This window comes from Xanthobacter sp. DMC47 (assembly GCF_056313845.1).
Window position 1 is genome coordinate 136,735 of sequence record NZ_JBQUZM010000001.1, and the last position, 16,462, is coordinate 153,196.

Genomic DNA, 16,462 nt, shown 5'->3' on the forward strand with positions numbered 1-16,462 from the left:
TAAGAGCACGGCCAATCACCCGGTGACCAGCCGGGCGTTGCTGCTGGGTACCTTGCCACCACATTAGAATTAGTCTAACGCTTAATCCAAACTAACTGTCCTTACGGTACCAGGAGCTGATAATGAAGGGCGATCCGAAGGTTATTGAATACCTCAATCGGGGCCTGCGCTCTGAGCTGACCGCCATCAATCAGTATTGGCTGCATTACCGGATGCTCGACAATTGGGGCTACAAGGCGCTGGCCAAGAAGTGGCGGGCCGAGTCCATCGAGGAGATGGTGCACGCCGACAAGTTCACCGACCGCATCCTGTTCCTCGACGGCTTCCCGAACATGCAGGTGCTCGACCCCCTGCGAATCGGCCAGGACGTGAAGGAAATCCTCGACTGCGATCTCGCCGCCGAGCTGGACGCCCGCGCGCTCTACCAGGAAGCGGCCACCTACTGCCACTCGGTGAAGGACTATCCGAGCCGCGACCTCTTCGAGGAGCTGATGGCGGACGAGGAAGGTCACATCGACTTCCTCGAGACCCAGCTGGACCTCGTGTCCAAGCTCGGCCTGCAGCTCTACGCCCAGCATCACATCGGAGAGCTGGACGAGGACTGATCCCTCGTCCGTCTGCCCGATACAGACACGAAGCCCGGCCCTTGTGCCGGGCTTTTTGTTTCGATCTCCGACTAGATTGGAGAAAGTATAAACTGGATGATCGAGCCCCAAAGCATTTCGGAATTAGATAATTTCCAATGTTCCCGGCCTCACACCCTTCTTCATTGACCCTTCGTAACGCCTCGGGCTAGCCAATTCTCCGCAGTCTTGTCGTGCTCGTTCCGAGCCCGCGTGTGGGGATTTCAATGGGTCGCCTTCATCTCTTGCGCAGCCTTCTCGCCGGTGGCGCACTGCTTGTCGCGGCGCAGGCCGCCAGCGCGCAGCAGGTCGTCAACGTCTACACCACCCGCGAGCCCGGCCTTGCCGCCCCCCTGTTCGAGGCCTTCACCAAGGCGACGGGCATCGAGGTGAAGAGCGTCTTCATCAAGGACGGCCTCGCCGAGCGCGTGAAGGCCGAGGGCGCCGCCTCCCCCGCGGACGTGCTGATGACCGTGGACGTGGGCAACCTGCTCGACGTGGTGGATGCCGGCGTCACCCAGCCAGTGACATCGCCTGCCCTCTCCGCCATCCCCGCCAACCTGCGCGATCCGGCCGGCAACTGGTACGCCCTCTCCCTGCGCGCCCGCCTCGTCTACACGGCGAAGGACGAGGTGAAGCTCTCGGCCATCACCTACGAGGATCTGGCCGACCCCAAATGGAAGGGCAAGGTCTGCATCCGCTCCGGCCAGCACCCCTACAACGTGGGGCTGGTGGCGGCCTACATCGTCCATCACGGTGAGGAGAAGGCCGAGGCCTGGCTGCGCAGCCTTAAGGCCAACCTCGCCCGCAAGCCCGCCGGAGGCGACCGCGAGGGCGCCCGTGACATCCTCGGCGGCATCTGCGATCTGGCCGTGGGCAATTCCTATTATGTGGGCCTGATGCGCTCGGGCAAGGGCGGTGCGGACCAGAAGAAGTGGGGCGACGGCATCAACGTGCTGCTCCCCACCTTCCAGGGCGGCGGTACCCATGTGAACGTCTCCGGCGCCGCCGTGGCCAAGAACGCGCCCCACAAGGACGCGGCCGTGAAGCTGCTGGAATTCGCCATCTCGCCCGAGATGCAGGCGGTCTACGCCAAGCAGAACATGGAATATCCCGTCATCACCTCCGCTGAGGTCGATCCCATCATCGGGGCTCTGGGCCCGCTCAAGGTCGATCCCATCCCGCTGGTGGACATCGCCAAGAACCGCAAGCGCGCGAGCGAGCTCATCGACAAGGTGGGCTTCGACAACTGACGGCCGATGGCTGAGACCACACTGACCGGCGAGCCGCGCGCGACGCGGCTCCGCCTCCCCCGCCACCTCTCCCCGCTCCTTTTGGCGTCGGGAGTGGTGGCGCTTTTCGTTCTGCTGCCGCTTCTCGCCCTCGCCGGCATCGCCGCGCGCGGGTCCGGCGACATGTGGCCCCACCTCATCGCCACCGTGCTACCCGATGCGCTGGCCGAGACCGGGCTGCTGGTACTCGGCGTCGGTGTGGTGACGCTGGTGGTGGCCGTGCCGTGCGCGTGGCTGGTGGCCACCTGCACCTTTCCCGGCCGCTCGGTGCTGGAATGGGCGCTGCTGCTGCCGCTGGCCGTGCCGGGCTACATCGTCGCCTTCTCCTATCTCGATGTGTTGCACCCCCTCGGGCCGGTGCAGGAGGCGCTGCGCGCAATGCTCGGCATCGCCAGCCCGCGCGGCCTGCGCCTGCCGGATGTGCGCTCCACCGGCGGCTGCATTCTCGTGCTCTCGGCGGTGCTCTACCCTTATGTCTACCTCTCCGCGCGGGCGAGCTTTGTGCTGCAATCGGCGGCGGCGCTGGAAGTGGCGCGCACGCTGGGTGCCAGCCGCTGGCGTGCCTTCCTGCGCATCGGCCTGCCGCTGGCCCGCCCGGCCATCGTGGCGGGGCTGACGCTGGTGCTGCTGGAGGTGCTGGGCGATATCGGCGCCTCGGAATTCCTCGGCGTGCGCACCCTCACCGTCTCCATCTATTCCACCTGGGTGAACCGCTCGAACCTGCCCGGCGCGGCGCAGATCGCCCTCGTGATGCTGGCCCTCGTGCTGGGCCTGATTCTTCTGGAGCGATGGGCACGGCGCGCCCGGCGGTTCGTCGCCACCGGTTCGGCCCGCCCGCAGGCACCGCTGCGGCTGACCGGGCTCCAGAGCTTCGCCGCCGCGGCCTTCTGCGCCCTGCCGGTGACGCTCGGCTTTCTCGTGCCGTTGCTGCACCTCTCCATCTCGGCCGCGCGGCGGATGGCGGAGACCGGCTTTCCCACCCGAATCGTTGGGGAAGCCGCGACCACCGCCGCCCTCGCCGCTGGCACCGTGACCCTCGCCCTCGGCCTCGGCCTCGTGGTGGCGCTGGGGCAGCGGCTGACGCGCGCGCCGCTCGCCTCCGGCTTCGCCCGGGTGGCGAGCCTCGGCTATGCGGTGCCGGGCACGGTGCTCGCCGTGGGCCTGCTCAGCCCTCTCGCCGGCTTCGACAACATGCTGGATGGAGCGATGAGGCAGGCGTTCGGCATCTCCACCGGCCTCCTGCTGTCGGGCTCGGGGGCGGCGCTGGTGATGGCGCTCGCCATCCGTTTCCTCGCCATTCCCGTCGGCGGCATCGAAGCGGGTTTCGCCAAGCTCTCCCCGCATCTCGACATGGCGGCCCGAAGCCTCGGCTCGTCGCAGCCGCGCACCGTGCGACGGGTGCTGCTGCCGCTGCTGCGGCCGGCCCTCGCCACTGCCGCCCTACTGGTCTTCGTCGATGCCATGAAGGAGTTGCCGGCCACCCTCCTGCTGCGCCCCCTCGGCCTCGAGACGCTGGCGACCCACGTCTATGGCGAGGCGGCGCGCGGCACCTATGAGGACGGGGCGCTGGCGGCGCTGGTGATTCTGCTCATCGGACTCGGGCCGGTGATGCTCCTCGCCCGCATGACCTCGTCCGCCCTCGCGGCCTCTTCCGACGGCGCACGCAGCGGCGCTTCGCCCCGCGACTAGCCGGCCGTCCCGTCCGCCCCCCAGCCATCAAAGCGACACAGAGCCCGCTAAAGGTGCGGCCACGATCCAACGTGGCCTCAGGCGTCGCGCGCATCGCCCCGCCTGCTCCCTCGGAGACCTCTGTATCTTCATGCTGCGTGTCGGCCAGAACACCCGCCGGGCCGGGCTCATCGCTGCATCCGCGCTGGGCGCGGGCGCTGCGCTGCTGCTCGTCGCCATGGCGGTGCTGCCTTTCCTGGTGCCCGCCGCGGAGCTGCGGCGGGTCGCGGCGCAGGCGCTCGCCGGCTCGACCGGCCAGAAGGTGGAGATTCTCGGCGAGCCGTCGATCCGCCTCTTCCCCTCGCCCCGCGTCGTGCTCGGAAAGGTCAGCTTCCCGCTCCCCGCCGGCCAGTCGCTCGACGCCGAGAACGTGGTAACCCGGCTCGACCTGCTCGAACTCGCGGCCGGACGGGTGGCGGTGAACGACGTGATCGTCGAGCACCCCACCCTCGTCCTCACCGGCGAAGGCATGGCGCCCGCGCTCGGCATCGCGCCGGTGCTCGCCGCCACCGACCGGCCAGAGCTGCGCATCATCGACGGCACCATCGCGTGGCGCAGCGGCAGCGGCCTGACCCGCGAGCTGGTGAGCGGCATCACCGCCAGCCTCGACCGGGTGCTCGACCGCGCAGGCGTCGCCGTCGCCATCCAGTTCGACTGGCGCGAGCAGCCGGTGAATGTGACGCTGTTCATCGACGACATCACCGCCTTCATGGCCGGCACCCCGGCGCCCATGCGCGCCTCCGTCGCGACGGACGGCGCCAAGGCCCGCTTCCACGGCCGCGCCGCGCTCGGCAAGGCGCCCACCATGGACGGCGCGGTGACGGCGGATGCCGATTCGCTGCGCGACCTGTTCGACTGGGCCGGCATGGAAGCGCCGACCCGCAGCGGCTTCGGGCCGTTCTCCCTCTCCTCCCGCCTGAAGCTGGAGAAGGGCGAGGTGGCCCTGACCGAGGCAAGCGTCGATCTTGACGGCAACCGCGGCGATGGCGGCCTTCTGGTGAAGGTCTCCGGCCCGCGCCCGCTCATCCAGGGCACGTTTGCCGCCGATCACATCACGTTTGCTCCATACGGCGCCATGCGCCTGACCGGCGGCGAGCGGCAGGGCTGGGACCGGGGGCCGGTCGATCTCTCCGCCCTCGGCGCCTGCGACCTCGATCTCAGACTCTCCGCGGCGCGGGTGGACGTGGGCGACACCGCGCTGTCCACCGTCGCCGCCAGCGCCGTCCTTTCGGCCGGCCGGCTCGTGCTCGCCATCGGCGAGGCCCATGGCTGGGGCGGACTGCTGCGCGCCTCCCTCACGCTGGCACCCGCGGCTGCGGACGCTTCCGGCACCCGCACGCGACGGCCGGGCGCGGAACTGCGGCTCGAGGCGGAAGCGACCGACGTGGAACTCGCCCGCGCGCTCGACGACATCGGCGGCTTTCGCCGTATCGACGGCACCGGCACCCTCCAGCTCGACGTGACGGGGGCGGGACGCAGCATCCAGGACATCGCCGCGAACCTTCAGGGCAGCGCGGCTCTTACGGCATCCAACGGCTATCTCAACGGCTTCGACGTTGCGCAGTTGCTGCAGCGGATCGAGCGCCGGCCGCTCTCCGCCGCCAGCGACTGGCGCGGTGGCCGCACCGCCTTCGCCGATCTCAACGGCCGCATCGCCATCAACGACGGCGTTGGCACCATCGAGGAATTGGCCATGCGCGGGCCGCGCGCGCAGATCGAGATGACCGGCTCGCTCTCCATCGCCCAGCGCGCGCTGGATCTCGCCGGCCACGCCGCGCTGCCGGCGACCAAGGGCGCGAAGACGGGCGCGATCGACCTGCCGTTCAGCGTCCGCGGGCCATGGGACGAGCCAAGCATCATGGCCGATCCGCTCAGCCTCATCGAACGCTCGGGCGCAGCCCTGCCGCTGCTGGAGGCAGTGAAGGGCCGCCTCAACGCGCCCGCAGCCGAGCGGGCGATGGATGGCGGCGCGTCAGCGGCCGACCCCCAGCAGCCTCCGGCGAACTGAACGCCTCCCAGGAAGCCGAGACAGGCAGCAGACATCAAAAGGCCGGCGCGTTGGCGCCGGCCTTTTGATGTCTGTGCGGTCCCTAACGGATCAGCCCTTGAGGCTGGCCTGCATGGCGGCGCCGAGGCCCTTGAACGAGAGCGGCAGGATGACCGGCTGGCGCGAACCGTTCTCGAACACGATATCGCCCTTGCCGGAGCTGGCCTTGAGCGCCGCGAGCTGATCCTGCGTCAGCTCGGTGGAGGCCACGCAATGCTGGCCGCAGCGCTTGAAGGTCAACACCACATCGGCGACGCCGGGCACCTTGAGAGACACGTTGGACGGCAGCCACACGCCGGGCGGGGTGAGGACGATGAGGCGCACCGGGCCGCTCTTCTCGGCCCGCACCGCCACATGGGCGAGGATGTGCGCGAGATCGGGCGTCTGCAGGGTCTGCACCGCCTCGCAGCCGCGCTTGTCGTCCTTGCCCTTGCAGCGGACGGTCCAGTCGTCGTGCACCGAATGCGTTTCGGTGGGATCAACAGCAGCAGGAGCAGCGGCCGGAGCCGGCGCGGCAGCCGTCTGGGCGACGGCGGGAAGGGCGAAGGCCGAGGCGGCAAAGACAGCGGACAGGAGCGAGAGACGGAAGGAAGGGATGAGACCGATAAGCGCCATCATTTACGTCCTCTCAATCGCACCCGCGCCCCGCAGCGGTGCCATTGGCGGGACATATCCGACAGCGGGCCCGTCAGGCAACGCAAATTGCGGTGGCCGCCGACGCTGACACTGGGGAAGACGGCGCGCGCAGTACCCTTCGCAAGGGGACAGGCGGACGATCACGGTGTCCAGATGCCATTCTCCGGCCGCGCGTTCACGCGGATGCGGTGCCCTCTCGCCGCGCCACGACGGCGGCGAGCACGCGCTCCGGTGTCGCAGGGGCATCCAGATGCACCGGCCCCTCTCCCGGAAGGCCGGCGATGGCATCACGGATGGCGAGCCATACGGAAATGGCGAGCATCAGCGGCGGCTCGCCCACCGCCTTGGAGCGCAGCACCGTTTCCTCCCCATTGGGCTTGTCGAGGAGATGGACGTTGAGCACCGGCGGCACATCGCGCGAGCCGGGGATCTTGTAGGTCGACGGGCCGCGCGTGGCGAGGCGGCCGGCGGCGTCCCACCTCAGCTCCTCGCAGGTAAGCCAGCCCATACCCTGCACGAAGGCGCCTTCGATCTGGCCGATGTCGATGGCCGGGTTCAGCGAGCGCCCGCAATCCCCCACGATCTCGGCCCGCAGCACTCGCACCGCGCCGGAGAGCGTATCCACCGCCACCTCGGCCGCAGCCGCGCCATAGGTGTAATAGTAAAAGGGCCGCCCTTCCGACTTCGCCATATCGAAGTGGATCTTCGGCGTCTTGTAGAAGCCGGTGGCGGAGAGTGGCACCCGCTGCTGCCACGCCATGTGCGCAGCCTCGCCGAAGGAGAGGCTGCGGTTGCCGATGCCCACGCGGCCCTCGGCAAACAACACATCCTCGGCAGTCGCATCGAAATGCGCCGCAACCACGCCCGCCATGCGGCCCCGGATCTCCTTCGCCGCGATCAGCGCCGCCATGCCGTTGAGGTCGGAGCCGGACGAGGCGGCGGTGGGCGAGGTGTTCGGCACCTTGGCGGTGCTGGTGGCTGAGACACGCACATGGTCGAGCGGAATGCCGAAGGCGTCGGCCACCACCTGCGCCACCTTCACGAACAGCCCCTGCCCCATCTCCGTGCCGCCGTGGTTCAGGTGGACGGAGCCATCCGTATAGACATGCACCAGCGCCCCCGCCTGGTTCAGCGTCGTCAGGTTGAAGGAGACGCCGAACTTGATGGGCATGGTGGCGAGGCCCTTGCGGATCACCGGGCTCTGCGCATTGAAGGCGTCGATCCCGGCGCGCCAGGCGGCGAGGTTCGCCTTGGCGTCGAGGAGGGCCATGGCCTCCTCGATGAGGCTGTCCTCCACCTCCTGCCCGTAAGGCGTGATGTTGCGCGGGGTGTCGCCATAATGATTGGCGGCGCGCACGACCTCGATCGGCTTACCGAGGTGACGAGCGATCTCGTCCATCACCGTCTCGATGGCGAGCATACCCTGCGGCGCGCCGAAGCCGCGGAAGGCGGTGTTGGAGACGGTGTTGGTCTTCACCAGCACGCCGCGGAAGCGCGTGGCCGGAATGAAATAGCAATTGTCCGCGTGGCATAGGGCGCGGGAGACAACTGCGGGCGACAGGTCGGCCACATTGCCGCAATCGGCGGCGAATTCCATGTCGAGCCCGGCCATGCGGCCTTCCGCGTCGAACCCCGCCTCCCAGCGCACGCGGAAGGGATGGCGCTTGCCGGTGGCTTCCATGTCCACCTCGCGCGGCAGGCGCAGCTTCACCGGCTTGCCGGCGTGATAGGCGAGCAGCGCGGCGATAGCGGCGATGATGGTGGCCTGGCTCTCCTTGCCCCCGAACGCCCCACCCATGCGGCGCACCTCCACCGTCACCGCCGCGAACGGCAGGCCGAGCACATGCGCGACGCCGTGCTGGGCCTCGGTGGGGTGCTGGGTGGAGGAATAAACCTGCATGTCCCGGTCCTCGCCGGGGACGGCGATGGCGATCTGCCCTTCCAGATAGAAATGGTCCTGTCCGCCGCAGCGCACCTCGCCGGAGAGGTGCAAGGGCGCCGTGGCCAGCGCAGACGCCACATCCCCCCGCCCCACCTGCTGGTCCGGCGCGACGCGGGCGCCGGCCTCATAGGCAGCATCGAGATCGAGCAGCGCTGGCAGCGCCTCATACTCCACCCGCACCAGAGCGGCGGCGGCGCGGGCGGCATCGAGGGTCGGCGCGGCCACGGCGGCGACAGGGTGGCCCACATAGTCCACCTCGCCCGCCGCCAGCAGCGGCTCGTTGGTGCGGATGGGGGCGATGTCGTTGACCCCGGGAATGTCGCCCGCCGCCACCGCCACCACGCCCGGCAGAGCGCGGGCGGCCGAAAGGTCGATGGAGACGATGCGGGCGCGGGCATGGGGGCTGAGCACCAACGCGGCATGGAGCAGGCCGGGCGGCTCCGGCATGTCGTCCAGATAGATGGCGCGGCCGCTCACATGGGCGTTGGCGCTCTCGTGCCGGGCGGGGACATGGACGGCGCGGGTCATAGCGCTTCCAGCTCCAGCGGCACGCCGGGGTGCGTGGTGGCGAAATGGAGGCGCCGCACGAGGTTGGCGGCGGCGGCACGCCGGTAGGCGGCGCTGGCGCGGTGGTCGGAGAGGGGAGAGAAGTCAGCGGCCAGGGCCGCTTCGATGCCTTCGGGCGGAACGTCGGTCGATGGCGCGCCCGTAAGGAGCGCTTCCAGAGCCGGCGCGCGCTTCGCCCGCTCCGCCATGCCGCCGAAGGCTGCGGCCAGATCAGCAAGGCGTCCGCCCTCCACTCGCACGCGAAAGGCGCCGAGCAAGGTGGAGATGTCCTGATCGAAGCGGCGCGAGAGCTTCCACGCGAAGAGTTGCTCTCCTTCCGCAAGGCGCGGCAGACGGATCGCGGCGATCACCTCGTCGGGCGCGAGCGCGGTCTTCCGATAGCCGGTGAGGAAATCCGCGATCCTCATGCGCCGCATCCCCGATGGCCCGGCAAGGTCCACCTCCGCATCCAGCGCCAGCAGGACCGGCAGCGTGTCGCCCACCGGCGAGGCGGTACCGAGATTGCCACCGAAGGTGCCCATGGTGCGGATCTGCCGCGAGCCGATGCGGCGGATGAGGACGCCGAAGGCGGGAAACGCCGCCTCGACCGACTCCCGCCCCTCCGCATAAGTGACGGCGGCGCCGAGGACGAGCCCATCGTCCTCCCAGCCAATCCGCTTCAGCTCGGCGACGCGGCGGGTGGAGATGGCGAGGGGGAAGCCCTGCCGCTTCTTCGCGGGGATGAGGCCAAGGTCGGTGGCGCCGGCGATCAGCGTCGCGGTGGGATAGGCGATGCGCAGCGCCACCAATTCCGAGAGCGTCTGCGGCACGAGGTGCAGCTCCCCCTGCCCCGCGATACGGGTGCCGGCAACCGGGGGGACACGATCGGGCTCCGCGACCGGCGGTGCGGCGCAGAGCGCGCGGGCGGCATCGACGATGGGGCGATAGCCGGTGCAGCGGCAGAGGTTGCCGGCCAGCGCCTCGTGGATGTCGCTATCGCTCACCGGCCCACCGTCCGCACGGCCATGCGTGAGCGCGTACAGGGACATGACGATGCCTGGGGTGCAGAAGCCGCACTGGGTGCCGTCGCTCTCGGCCAGGACCGTCTGAACGGGATGGAGGCCTGACGCGTCGGCGAGCCCCTCCACCGTCTTCACCTCGCTGCCGTCGATCTGGGACAGAAGCAGGATGCAGGAATTGGCAACCTGCCAGCGCGCCGCCTCGCTTTCCTGACGGCCGATGGCAATGGTGCAGGCGCCGCAATCGCCTTCCGCGCAGCCCTCCTTCGTCCCGGTGAGGCGCTGGCGCGTGCGCAGGAAGTCCAGCACCGTCATGGAGGGGGCGGCGTCCGCCACCTCGATCCGCTCGCCGTTCAGGAGGAAGGCGATGGCCACGCCCTCAGCCTCCCGCGCTCTGGGACGAGCGGAAGGCCCAGGCGACCATCCGCCGCTCGAACACGGCGAAGATCGCGTACATGAGGATGCCCTGGATCGCGAGGGAGATAAGGCCGGCGAACACCAGCGGCATCTGGAAGTTGGAGCCCGCCTGCACCATGAGATGGCCCACCCCCGCATTGGCGCCGATGGTCTCGGACACCACCGCGCCCACGAAGGCGAGCGTGATGCCCACCTTCAACGCCCCGAAGAGATAGGGCCCGGTGCGGGGAATGCCAACCTTGCGCATGATGTCGAGCTTGGAGGCGCCGAGCGCGCGCAGCACGTCCTCCAGCTCCGGCTCGGTGGTGGCAAGGCCGGTGGCAACATTCACCACGATGGGGAAGAAGGAGATGAGGAAGGCGGTGAGGATGGCCGGCACTTCGCCGATGCCGAACCACATGATGAGGATCGGCACCACGGCCACCTTGGGCACCGAATTGAAGCCGATCATCACCGGATAGAGCCCGCGGTAGATGGTGCGCGACCAGCCCACCACCACCCCCAGCGCAATGCCGAACACCACCGCGATGGCAAAGCCGGCCATGGTGGTCCAGAGCGTGACGAAGGAATTCTTCAAAAGCGGCCACCAGTATTTTGCCATGGCGGCGAAGATCTCGGTGGGGGCCGGCAGGATGAACGTATCGATCCTGAACAGGCGGCACGCCGCCTCCCAGATCACGAACAAGGCGATGGTGAAATAGACCGGGGCGAGGTCTTCAAGGGAAAGCTTCATGGGGTTTCACCTCGCTCCTTGATGTCCGTCAGCCGCGCGTCGCGCGCGAGACGCGGGCCAGCAGGTCGGCCGCCGGCACAGGCGGAGAAATGCCGAAGATGTTGTCTAGCAACCGCGCCAGTTGATCGGCGTCCTCGATGGGCCGCTCTTCCAGCCGCGCGCCTTCACGACCTTCAACGATGTAGCGGTCCGCGATGATCTTGTGCCGACGGTCGGCCGACAGGCGCTCAAGGATCAGGATGTTGACGAACGGCACATTCGGGCTTGTGGAGGTGTACCAGTTGCCGAGTTCGTAATCGGCATGGATCTGTGGCACCAGGTCGAACACATACATGGTCCGCCACCCTGCCGGCTGGCGCGCCTCCAGGGTGAACAGGCCATCGGCCACGGTGAGGCGGAACGTGCCCATGGCCGTCGGCTGCTCGATATCCGTCACGAAGCCGAGCGGCTCGTCGACGAGACAGGCGCCGAAGCCCACATCCACCAGACGTGGCGCGCCGTCTGCCTCCACGCGCAGGAGCATATGCTCGCGCGGGCTGAGCGGGCTGTCCGGAGACGACATCCAGCGGACCCGCCCCGTCAGGCCGGTCACCGGGAAACCGATCCGTTCGAGCACGGCCTTGAACAGCACCCCGTGCTCGAAGCAGTAGCCCCCGCGCCGGCTGCCGACCAGCTTCGCCTCGATGGCGGGAAGGTCCAGCTTCACCGGGCTCCCCACCAACGGGTCGAGCCCTTCGAAGGGTATGGCGCGCACATGCCTGGCCTGAAGCTCGGCGAGGGTTGCGAGGTCTGCGCGCGGAGTGCTGGTGTAGCCGATGCGGCTGAAATAGTCGGTGAGGGAAAGCTCGCTCATTGGTCCCCCTTGCATCCGGATGGATGGGAGAAACCGCCGCGGGAACCCTGCCGAAAGAGGCCGTCCCAGCGGCCTCCTCGAGCCCGGCGCAGGCCCATGAAACGACGACTGGCAGCGATCGGCAACAGCTTGGCCACAGGCCAAGCGCGCCAATTGGGAGAGCCGTGCGCGGTGCCGCGAAGTCACGCCGCCTGCCGCACTTCGGCGATCTTGTTGCGCAGCTCGTGGACCAGTTCGGTGAACTGGGGCCGGTAGCAGACATCGAGATCGCGCGGGCGCAGGAAGGGCACTTGCCGCGTCTCCACGATGCGGCCGGGGCGCGCGCTCATGACGTGGATCGTGTCTGCAAGGAAGGCCGCCTCCCGCAGATCGTGGGTGACGAGGATGACGGTGAAGCCGAACTCCTGCCAGAGGTCGCGCAGCACGCACCACAGCTCTTCCCGGGTGAAGGCGTCGAGCGCGGCAAAAGGCTCGTCCAGCATCAGCAAGGCCGGCTGGTGGATGAGCGAGCGGCAGAGCGAGGCGCGCTGCTGCATGCCGCCGGACATCTCCCAAGGAAAGCGGTCGGCGAAGGCGCCGAGGCCCACCACATTGAGCAGCGCCATGGCCTTGTCCTGGAACTCGGCCTTGTCGCGGGAGAAGCGGCGGCGGTAGGGCTCGACGATCTCCAGCGGCAGCATCACGTTCTGCAGCACGGTACGCCACGGCAGGAGGTTGGCGTGCTGGAAGGCCATGCCCGCCACCTTCACCGGCCCCTTCACCTCCTTGCCATCGATGGAGACGGTGCCGGACGTGGGGCGGATGAGGCCGGTGACGAGCTTCATCAGAGTGGACTTGCCGCAGCCTGACGGTCCCACCACCGCCGCGAACTCGCCCTTGCGCACGTGAAGCGTGGTGCCGGCGAGCGCCGTCACGGGCCCGGTGCGGCCGGGATAGGTGAGGGTCACGTTGTCGAGGACGATCACGGGAGGCCTTTCGGTTCGGCGTCGGCCGTTCCCCGGACAAGCGACACCGCAGGTGGAGCGCTGATCCGGGGTCCAGGAGAAAGGTCGGTGAAGCCGGCGATCGCCCCGGCAACCTGAGGTCAGGTCGCCTCCGGCGCACCCTTGCGCTGGACCCCGGCTCGCATTCCGCTCGCGCTGCATGCGTCCGGGGTACGAGATGACCTCACATCTTCCGGTCGCTCGCCGGCGGCAGATATTCGCTGGTGAAGATGTCCGCGGCGGTGGGCTTGGCCTTGAAGTCGTAGGTGATGCCCACCTGGTCGATGGACTTCGCCAGCCGCGCCGGGTCCACGTCCCCGATTCCGTTGGCCTTTACCCAGTCGGTGATGATGTTGTCCTTCAGCGCCATTTCGAGGCGGGCCAGCTCGATGGCCTCGTCGGCCGTCTCATTGCGCTTCATGACAGACTTGATGGCGCCCTTGGGATCCTTGGCCGTGTCGATGATGCCCTTGATGGTCGCCTTCACGAAGCCCTTCACCACCTCGGGGTGGGCCTTGGCGAAGTCGGGATTGACCATGATGGCGTTGCCGTAGAGCACGAGGCCGTACTTGGACATGAGCATCACCACGATGTCGTCCGCCGGCACGCCCTTCTGGCGCAGGTTGAAGAAGGAGGAGAAGGAGAAGCCGGTGATGGCGTCCACCTTGCCGTCGGCCAGCATGGGCTCGCGCACGGGGAAGCCGATGTTCTCGATCTTCACCTTCTCAGCGTCGATACCGTTCTCCTTCACGAAGGCCTTCCACTGGGCGAAGGCTCCGTCCGGCGCGGGGGCGCCGAGGATCTTGCTTTCGAGGTCCTTCGGCTTGGTGATGCCGGTCTTCTTCAGGCTGACGATGGCGAAGGGCGGCTCGTCATAGACCATGAGCACGCCCTTCACCGCCTTGTCGGGGTTCTGGTCGCGGAACTTCATCAGCGAGTTGATGTCGAAGAAGCCGATGGGATAGGTGCCCGCCGCCACCCGCGCGATGCCGGCCACCGAGCCGGGCCCGCTGTCGATGGTGACGTTGAGGCCCTCGGCCTTGTAGTAGCCCTTGTCCAGCGCCACGAAATAAGGCGCGGACGGCCCCTCGAACTTCCAGTCGAGCGCGAATTTCACGTCGGTCTCGGCCAAGGCCGGCGCCGCCGCCAGGGTGGCGAGGACCGCGGCGAAAACGGAACGCATCAGGCTCATGAAAAGGCTCCTCGGTTTCGCTGCGACGACTGCAACCGCCATGCCAGCGGCCCATCACGCCGTAGCGGCAGGCGGGGCGCGCCGGCAGCAGCGGGGATCGGCGACTGCCGCACGATGAGGCAGACAGCGCCTGCCCTCAATATCGGCAGATTGCTTAGACAGTGAGCATCGCGCGCGGCTGGACAGGCGTGGCGGCTTGGGCCATCCATCGGTGACCTTCAGAAGGAGCGGCAATGACGCGGCGGGTGCTGCTCACCTGGGAGCAGGGGGCAGGCTTCGGCCATACCATCCAGCTGGCGCGCCTCGGCCGGCGGCTCGCTGATGCCGGCGTTGAGGTGGTGGCCGCGGTGCGCCACTTTCAGAATGCCGGGCCGCTGGCCGAAGCGGGAATCCGCCTCCTCCAGGCGCCGCCATGGCCCGCCCCTGCCCCGCGCCCCAACGACCACATCCCCGCCTCCGCGACACTGACCGACAGCCTCGCCCGCGTCGGCCTGCGCGACCCCGATAGCGTGCGCCCTGTGATGAAGGCGTGGGTGGATCTGCTCGATGCCGAGCGGCCGGACCTGATGGTCTGCGACTATGCCCCCCTCGCTGGCCTTGTGGCCCGCGGTCGCTGCCCGGTGATGCAGGTGAGCACGGCCTATTGCCTGCCACCGGCCGAGCTAGAGACCATGCCGGTGTTCCACGATTTCGTGCCGCCGCTGCACACCGATGCGGAGGTGGTGGCGGCGGTGAATGCCGCACTGGCGGACAACAGCCTTGCCCCCATCGACCGCATCGGCGCCCTCTTCACGGGCGACGATGCCTTCGTGCGCAGCTTCCAGTTGCTCGACCCTTACGCCGACCTGCGCAGCCGGCAGGCGGAAGGGCCGGTGATGGCCGAGACCATGCGCGAGGCATCGCCCGGCGCCCGCACCGTCTTTGCCTATATCCACACCGACGTGGCCTCGCGCCCGGACGTGGCCGCCGTGCTGATGGCGCTGGCGCCACGGCTGGAGATCTTCGTGCCCGGCGTCGATCCCGCGTGGCTCGCGCCGCTCTCGGCCGCCGGGGCCACCGTCCATGGACGGCCGGTGTCCATGGACGAGGCCATGGCCCGCAGCCGCCTGCTGATCCATCAGGGCAGCGCCGGGGTGGCGGCGGATGCGCTGGCGGCGGGCGTGCCGCAGATCACCTTCTCGGTGCATGTGGAACACTGGCTGAACGGCGAAGCGCTCGCCGCCGCAGGACTCAGCCGCAACTTCCCCCTGTTCCATCCCGATGCGCGGGTGGCGACGGAGCCGGTTCTGGCCGCGCTGGAGGACAGGGACATGGCCATGATCGCGGCGGCGGCCGGCCGGATGCACCGGGCGGAACTCGCCGCCCGCGATCCGCTGGACGTGCTGACGGAGCGCTGCCGCGCGCTCCTCTAGGAGCGCTCAGTAGCCGATCGGCCCGCCGCCGCCACCGCCGCCGATGGGCCCGCCGCCCGGGAAACCGGGAATGTTCGGGAAGGTCGGGAGGTTGGGGAAGTTCGGGAAGCCGCCACCGCCGCCATAGCCGCCGGGGAAGCCGCCACCTCCACCGTAGCCATAGGGCGGCGGGGTGACGGGGATGACGAGGTTGCCCTGGTTCTGCTGGGAGGCCTGCTGGGCGATGGTGTCCGCCTCGCCCTGGAGCTGGGTGTTCACCGACCGGCAGGTGGCCGCCGCGAGGTCCATGGTGGTCTGGCCCTGGACCGGCACGCCGCACGGATGGCTCGAGCCCCGGTCGAGGCCGGTAATATCGGCGACCGGGCCGCGCCGCCCGCCCGTCTGGCCGCTCTGGCTACGGGTCTGGGCGATGACCGCGTCGATCTGCGCCTGCGAGACGCGCACCGGCCCCGTCATGCCGCCCCGCCCCACCGTCACCATGAAGCCCGGACGGCGGACGACGATGGTCTCCCCGCCCGGCCCCACCACGGTGAGCGTGCCGAACTGCAGGATCGCCTGGGTCTCGCCGTCGCGGTGGATGATGGCCGCCACCCCGCCGCGGATGCCGATGGTCGCCACCGGCGTCTTCACCTCGGCCCCGCCGGTGTGGCTGGCATTGCCGCCCACGAACCGCGCCGCGCCCTTGGTGAGGGTGAGCGCCATGGAGCCGGCCTTGGCGTTGGGATCGTAGACGAACTCGTCGATGACGAGGTTCGAGTTGGGGCCGATGTTCAGCGTGGTCTTGTCCACGAACAGGACCTGCACGCTGCCGGCGGAACTGGTCTCAATGCGCTCGCGGTGGATGATGCTGGAGCCGAGTTCCAGCGTCCGCACGCCCGAGCCGGCATTGCCGGTGGAGCGGGGATTGACCGCGGCGGCCGTGCCGACGCTGTTCTGCGCGAGGGCCGGTCCGGTGGCGGCCACGATGGCGAGGGAGGCGACGGACGCCAGGAGACGGGCCAGGAGACGGGCGGGGGTGCTGATGGGCATGATGCGTTGC

Annotated in this window: 13 protein-coding genes; 5 read left to right on the forward strand and 8 right to left on the reverse strand. The window is 68.9% G+C overall.

Annotated features, from left to right (window positions below; genetic code table 11):
* Positions 1–122 precede the first annotated feature (122 nt).
* From bfr to ACT54R_RS00710, 4 genes are all read left to right on the forward strand, one after another.
* The gene (bfr, locus tag ACT54R_RS00695; RefSeq protein ID WP_168458085.1) at positions 123–605 is read left to right on the forward strand and encodes a bacterioferritin; all 483 of its coding nucleotides are present in this window, start codon (positions 123–125) and stop codon (positions 603–605) included.
* Positions 606–850: 245 nt separating this feature from the next.
* Positions 851–1,876 carry an extracellular solute-binding protein gene (locus ACT54R_RS00700; protein WP_476322395.1) on the forward strand — a complete coding sequence of 342 codons (1,026 nt, stop codon included), beginning with the start codon at positions 851–853 and terminating at the stop codon, positions 1,874–1,876.
* 6 nt (positions 1,877–1,882) lie between these two features.
* Positions 1,883–3,604 carry an ABC transporter permease gene (locus tag ACT54R_RS00705; protein WP_476322398.1) on the forward strand — a complete coding sequence of 574 codons (1,722 nt, stop codon included), beginning with the start codon at positions 1,883–1,885 and terminating at the stop codon, positions 3,602–3,604.
* A 130-nt stretch (positions 3,605–3,734) separates the two neighbouring features.
* Positions 3,735–5,651 (forward strand): AsmA family protein, encoded by a 1,917-nt coding sequence (locus ACT54R_RS00710; RefSeq protein ID WP_476322401.1) that lies wholly within the window; start codon positions 3,735–3,737, stop codon positions 5,649–5,651.
* 90 nt (positions 5,652–5,741) lie between these two features.
* On the opposite strand, the gene ACT54R_RS00715 is transcribed toward ACT54R_RS00710, so the two are convergent.
* The 7 genes from ACT54R_RS00715 to ACT54R_RS00745 form a co-directional block, all read right to left on the reverse strand.
* Positions 5,742–6,308: an invasion associated locus B family protein gene (locus ACT54R_RS00715; protein ID WP_476322404.1), complete on the reverse strand. Its 567-nt coding sequence runs from the start codon at positions 6,306–6,308 to the stop codon at positions 5,742–5,744.
* 193 nt (positions 6,309–6,501) lie between these two features.
* On the reverse strand, positions 6,502–8,796 hold the full coding sequence (gene xdhB / locus ACT54R_RS00720; RefSeq protein ID WP_476322407.1) for a xanthine dehydrogenase molybdopterin binding subunit: 2,295 nt from the start codon (positions 8,794–8,796) through the stop codon (positions 6,502–6,504).
* Positions 8,793–10,208 carry a xanthine dehydrogenase small subunit gene (gene xdhA, locus ACT54R_RS00725; protein ID WP_476322410.1) on the reverse strand — a complete coding sequence of 472 codons (1,416 nt, stop codon included), beginning with the start codon at positions 10,206–10,208 and terminating at the stop codon, positions 8,793–8,795. Before xdhA ends, xdhB begins: the two co-directional genes overlap by 4 nt.
* Positions 10,209–10,212: 4 nt before the next feature.
* Positions 10,213–10,983 carry an ABC transporter permease gene (locus tag ACT54R_RS00730; protein WP_476322413.1) on the reverse strand — a complete coding sequence of 257 codons (771 nt, stop codon included), beginning with the start codon at positions 10,981–10,983 and terminating at the stop codon, positions 10,213–10,215.
* 28 nt (positions 10,984–11,011) lie between these two features.
* The gene (locus tag ACT54R_RS00735; protein ID WP_476322416.1) at positions 11,012–11,836 is read right to left on the reverse strand and encodes an arylamine N-acetyltransferase family protein; all 825 of its coding nucleotides are present in this window, start codon (positions 11,834–11,836) and stop codon (positions 11,012–11,014) included.
* A gap of 182 nt (positions 11,837–12,018) precedes the next feature.
* The gene (locus tag ACT54R_RS00740) at positions 12,019–12,801 is read right to left on the reverse strand and encodes an ABC transporter ATP-binding protein (protein WP_476322419.1); all 783 of its coding nucleotides are present in this window, start codon (positions 12,799–12,801) and stop codon (positions 12,019–12,021) included.
* Between the two features lie 202 nt (positions 12,802–13,003).
* A complete protein-coding gene (locus tag ACT54R_RS00745; RefSeq protein WP_476322422.1) occupies positions 13,004–14,011 on the reverse strand; it encodes an ABC transporter substrate-binding protein in 1,008 nt (335 codons plus the stop codon).
* 233 nt (positions 14,012–14,244) lie between these two features.
* Here ACT54R_RS00745 and ACT54R_RS00750 point away from each other — a divergent pair, with 233 nt between their 5' ends.
* Complete coding sequence (locus ACT54R_RS00750) at positions 14,245–15,423, forward strand: hypothetical protein (protein ID WP_476322425.1); 1,179 nt, start codon at positions 14,245–14,247, stop codon at positions 15,421–15,423.
* Between the two features lie 6 nt (positions 15,424–15,429).
* On the opposite strand, the gene ACT54R_RS00755 is transcribed toward ACT54R_RS00750, so the two are convergent.
* Complete coding sequence (locus ACT54R_RS00755; RefSeq protein ID WP_476322428.1) at positions 15,430–16,452, reverse strand: FecR family protein; 1,023 nt, start codon at positions 16,450–16,452, stop codon at positions 15,430–15,432.
* Positions 16,453–16,462: the final 10 nt, after the last annotated feature.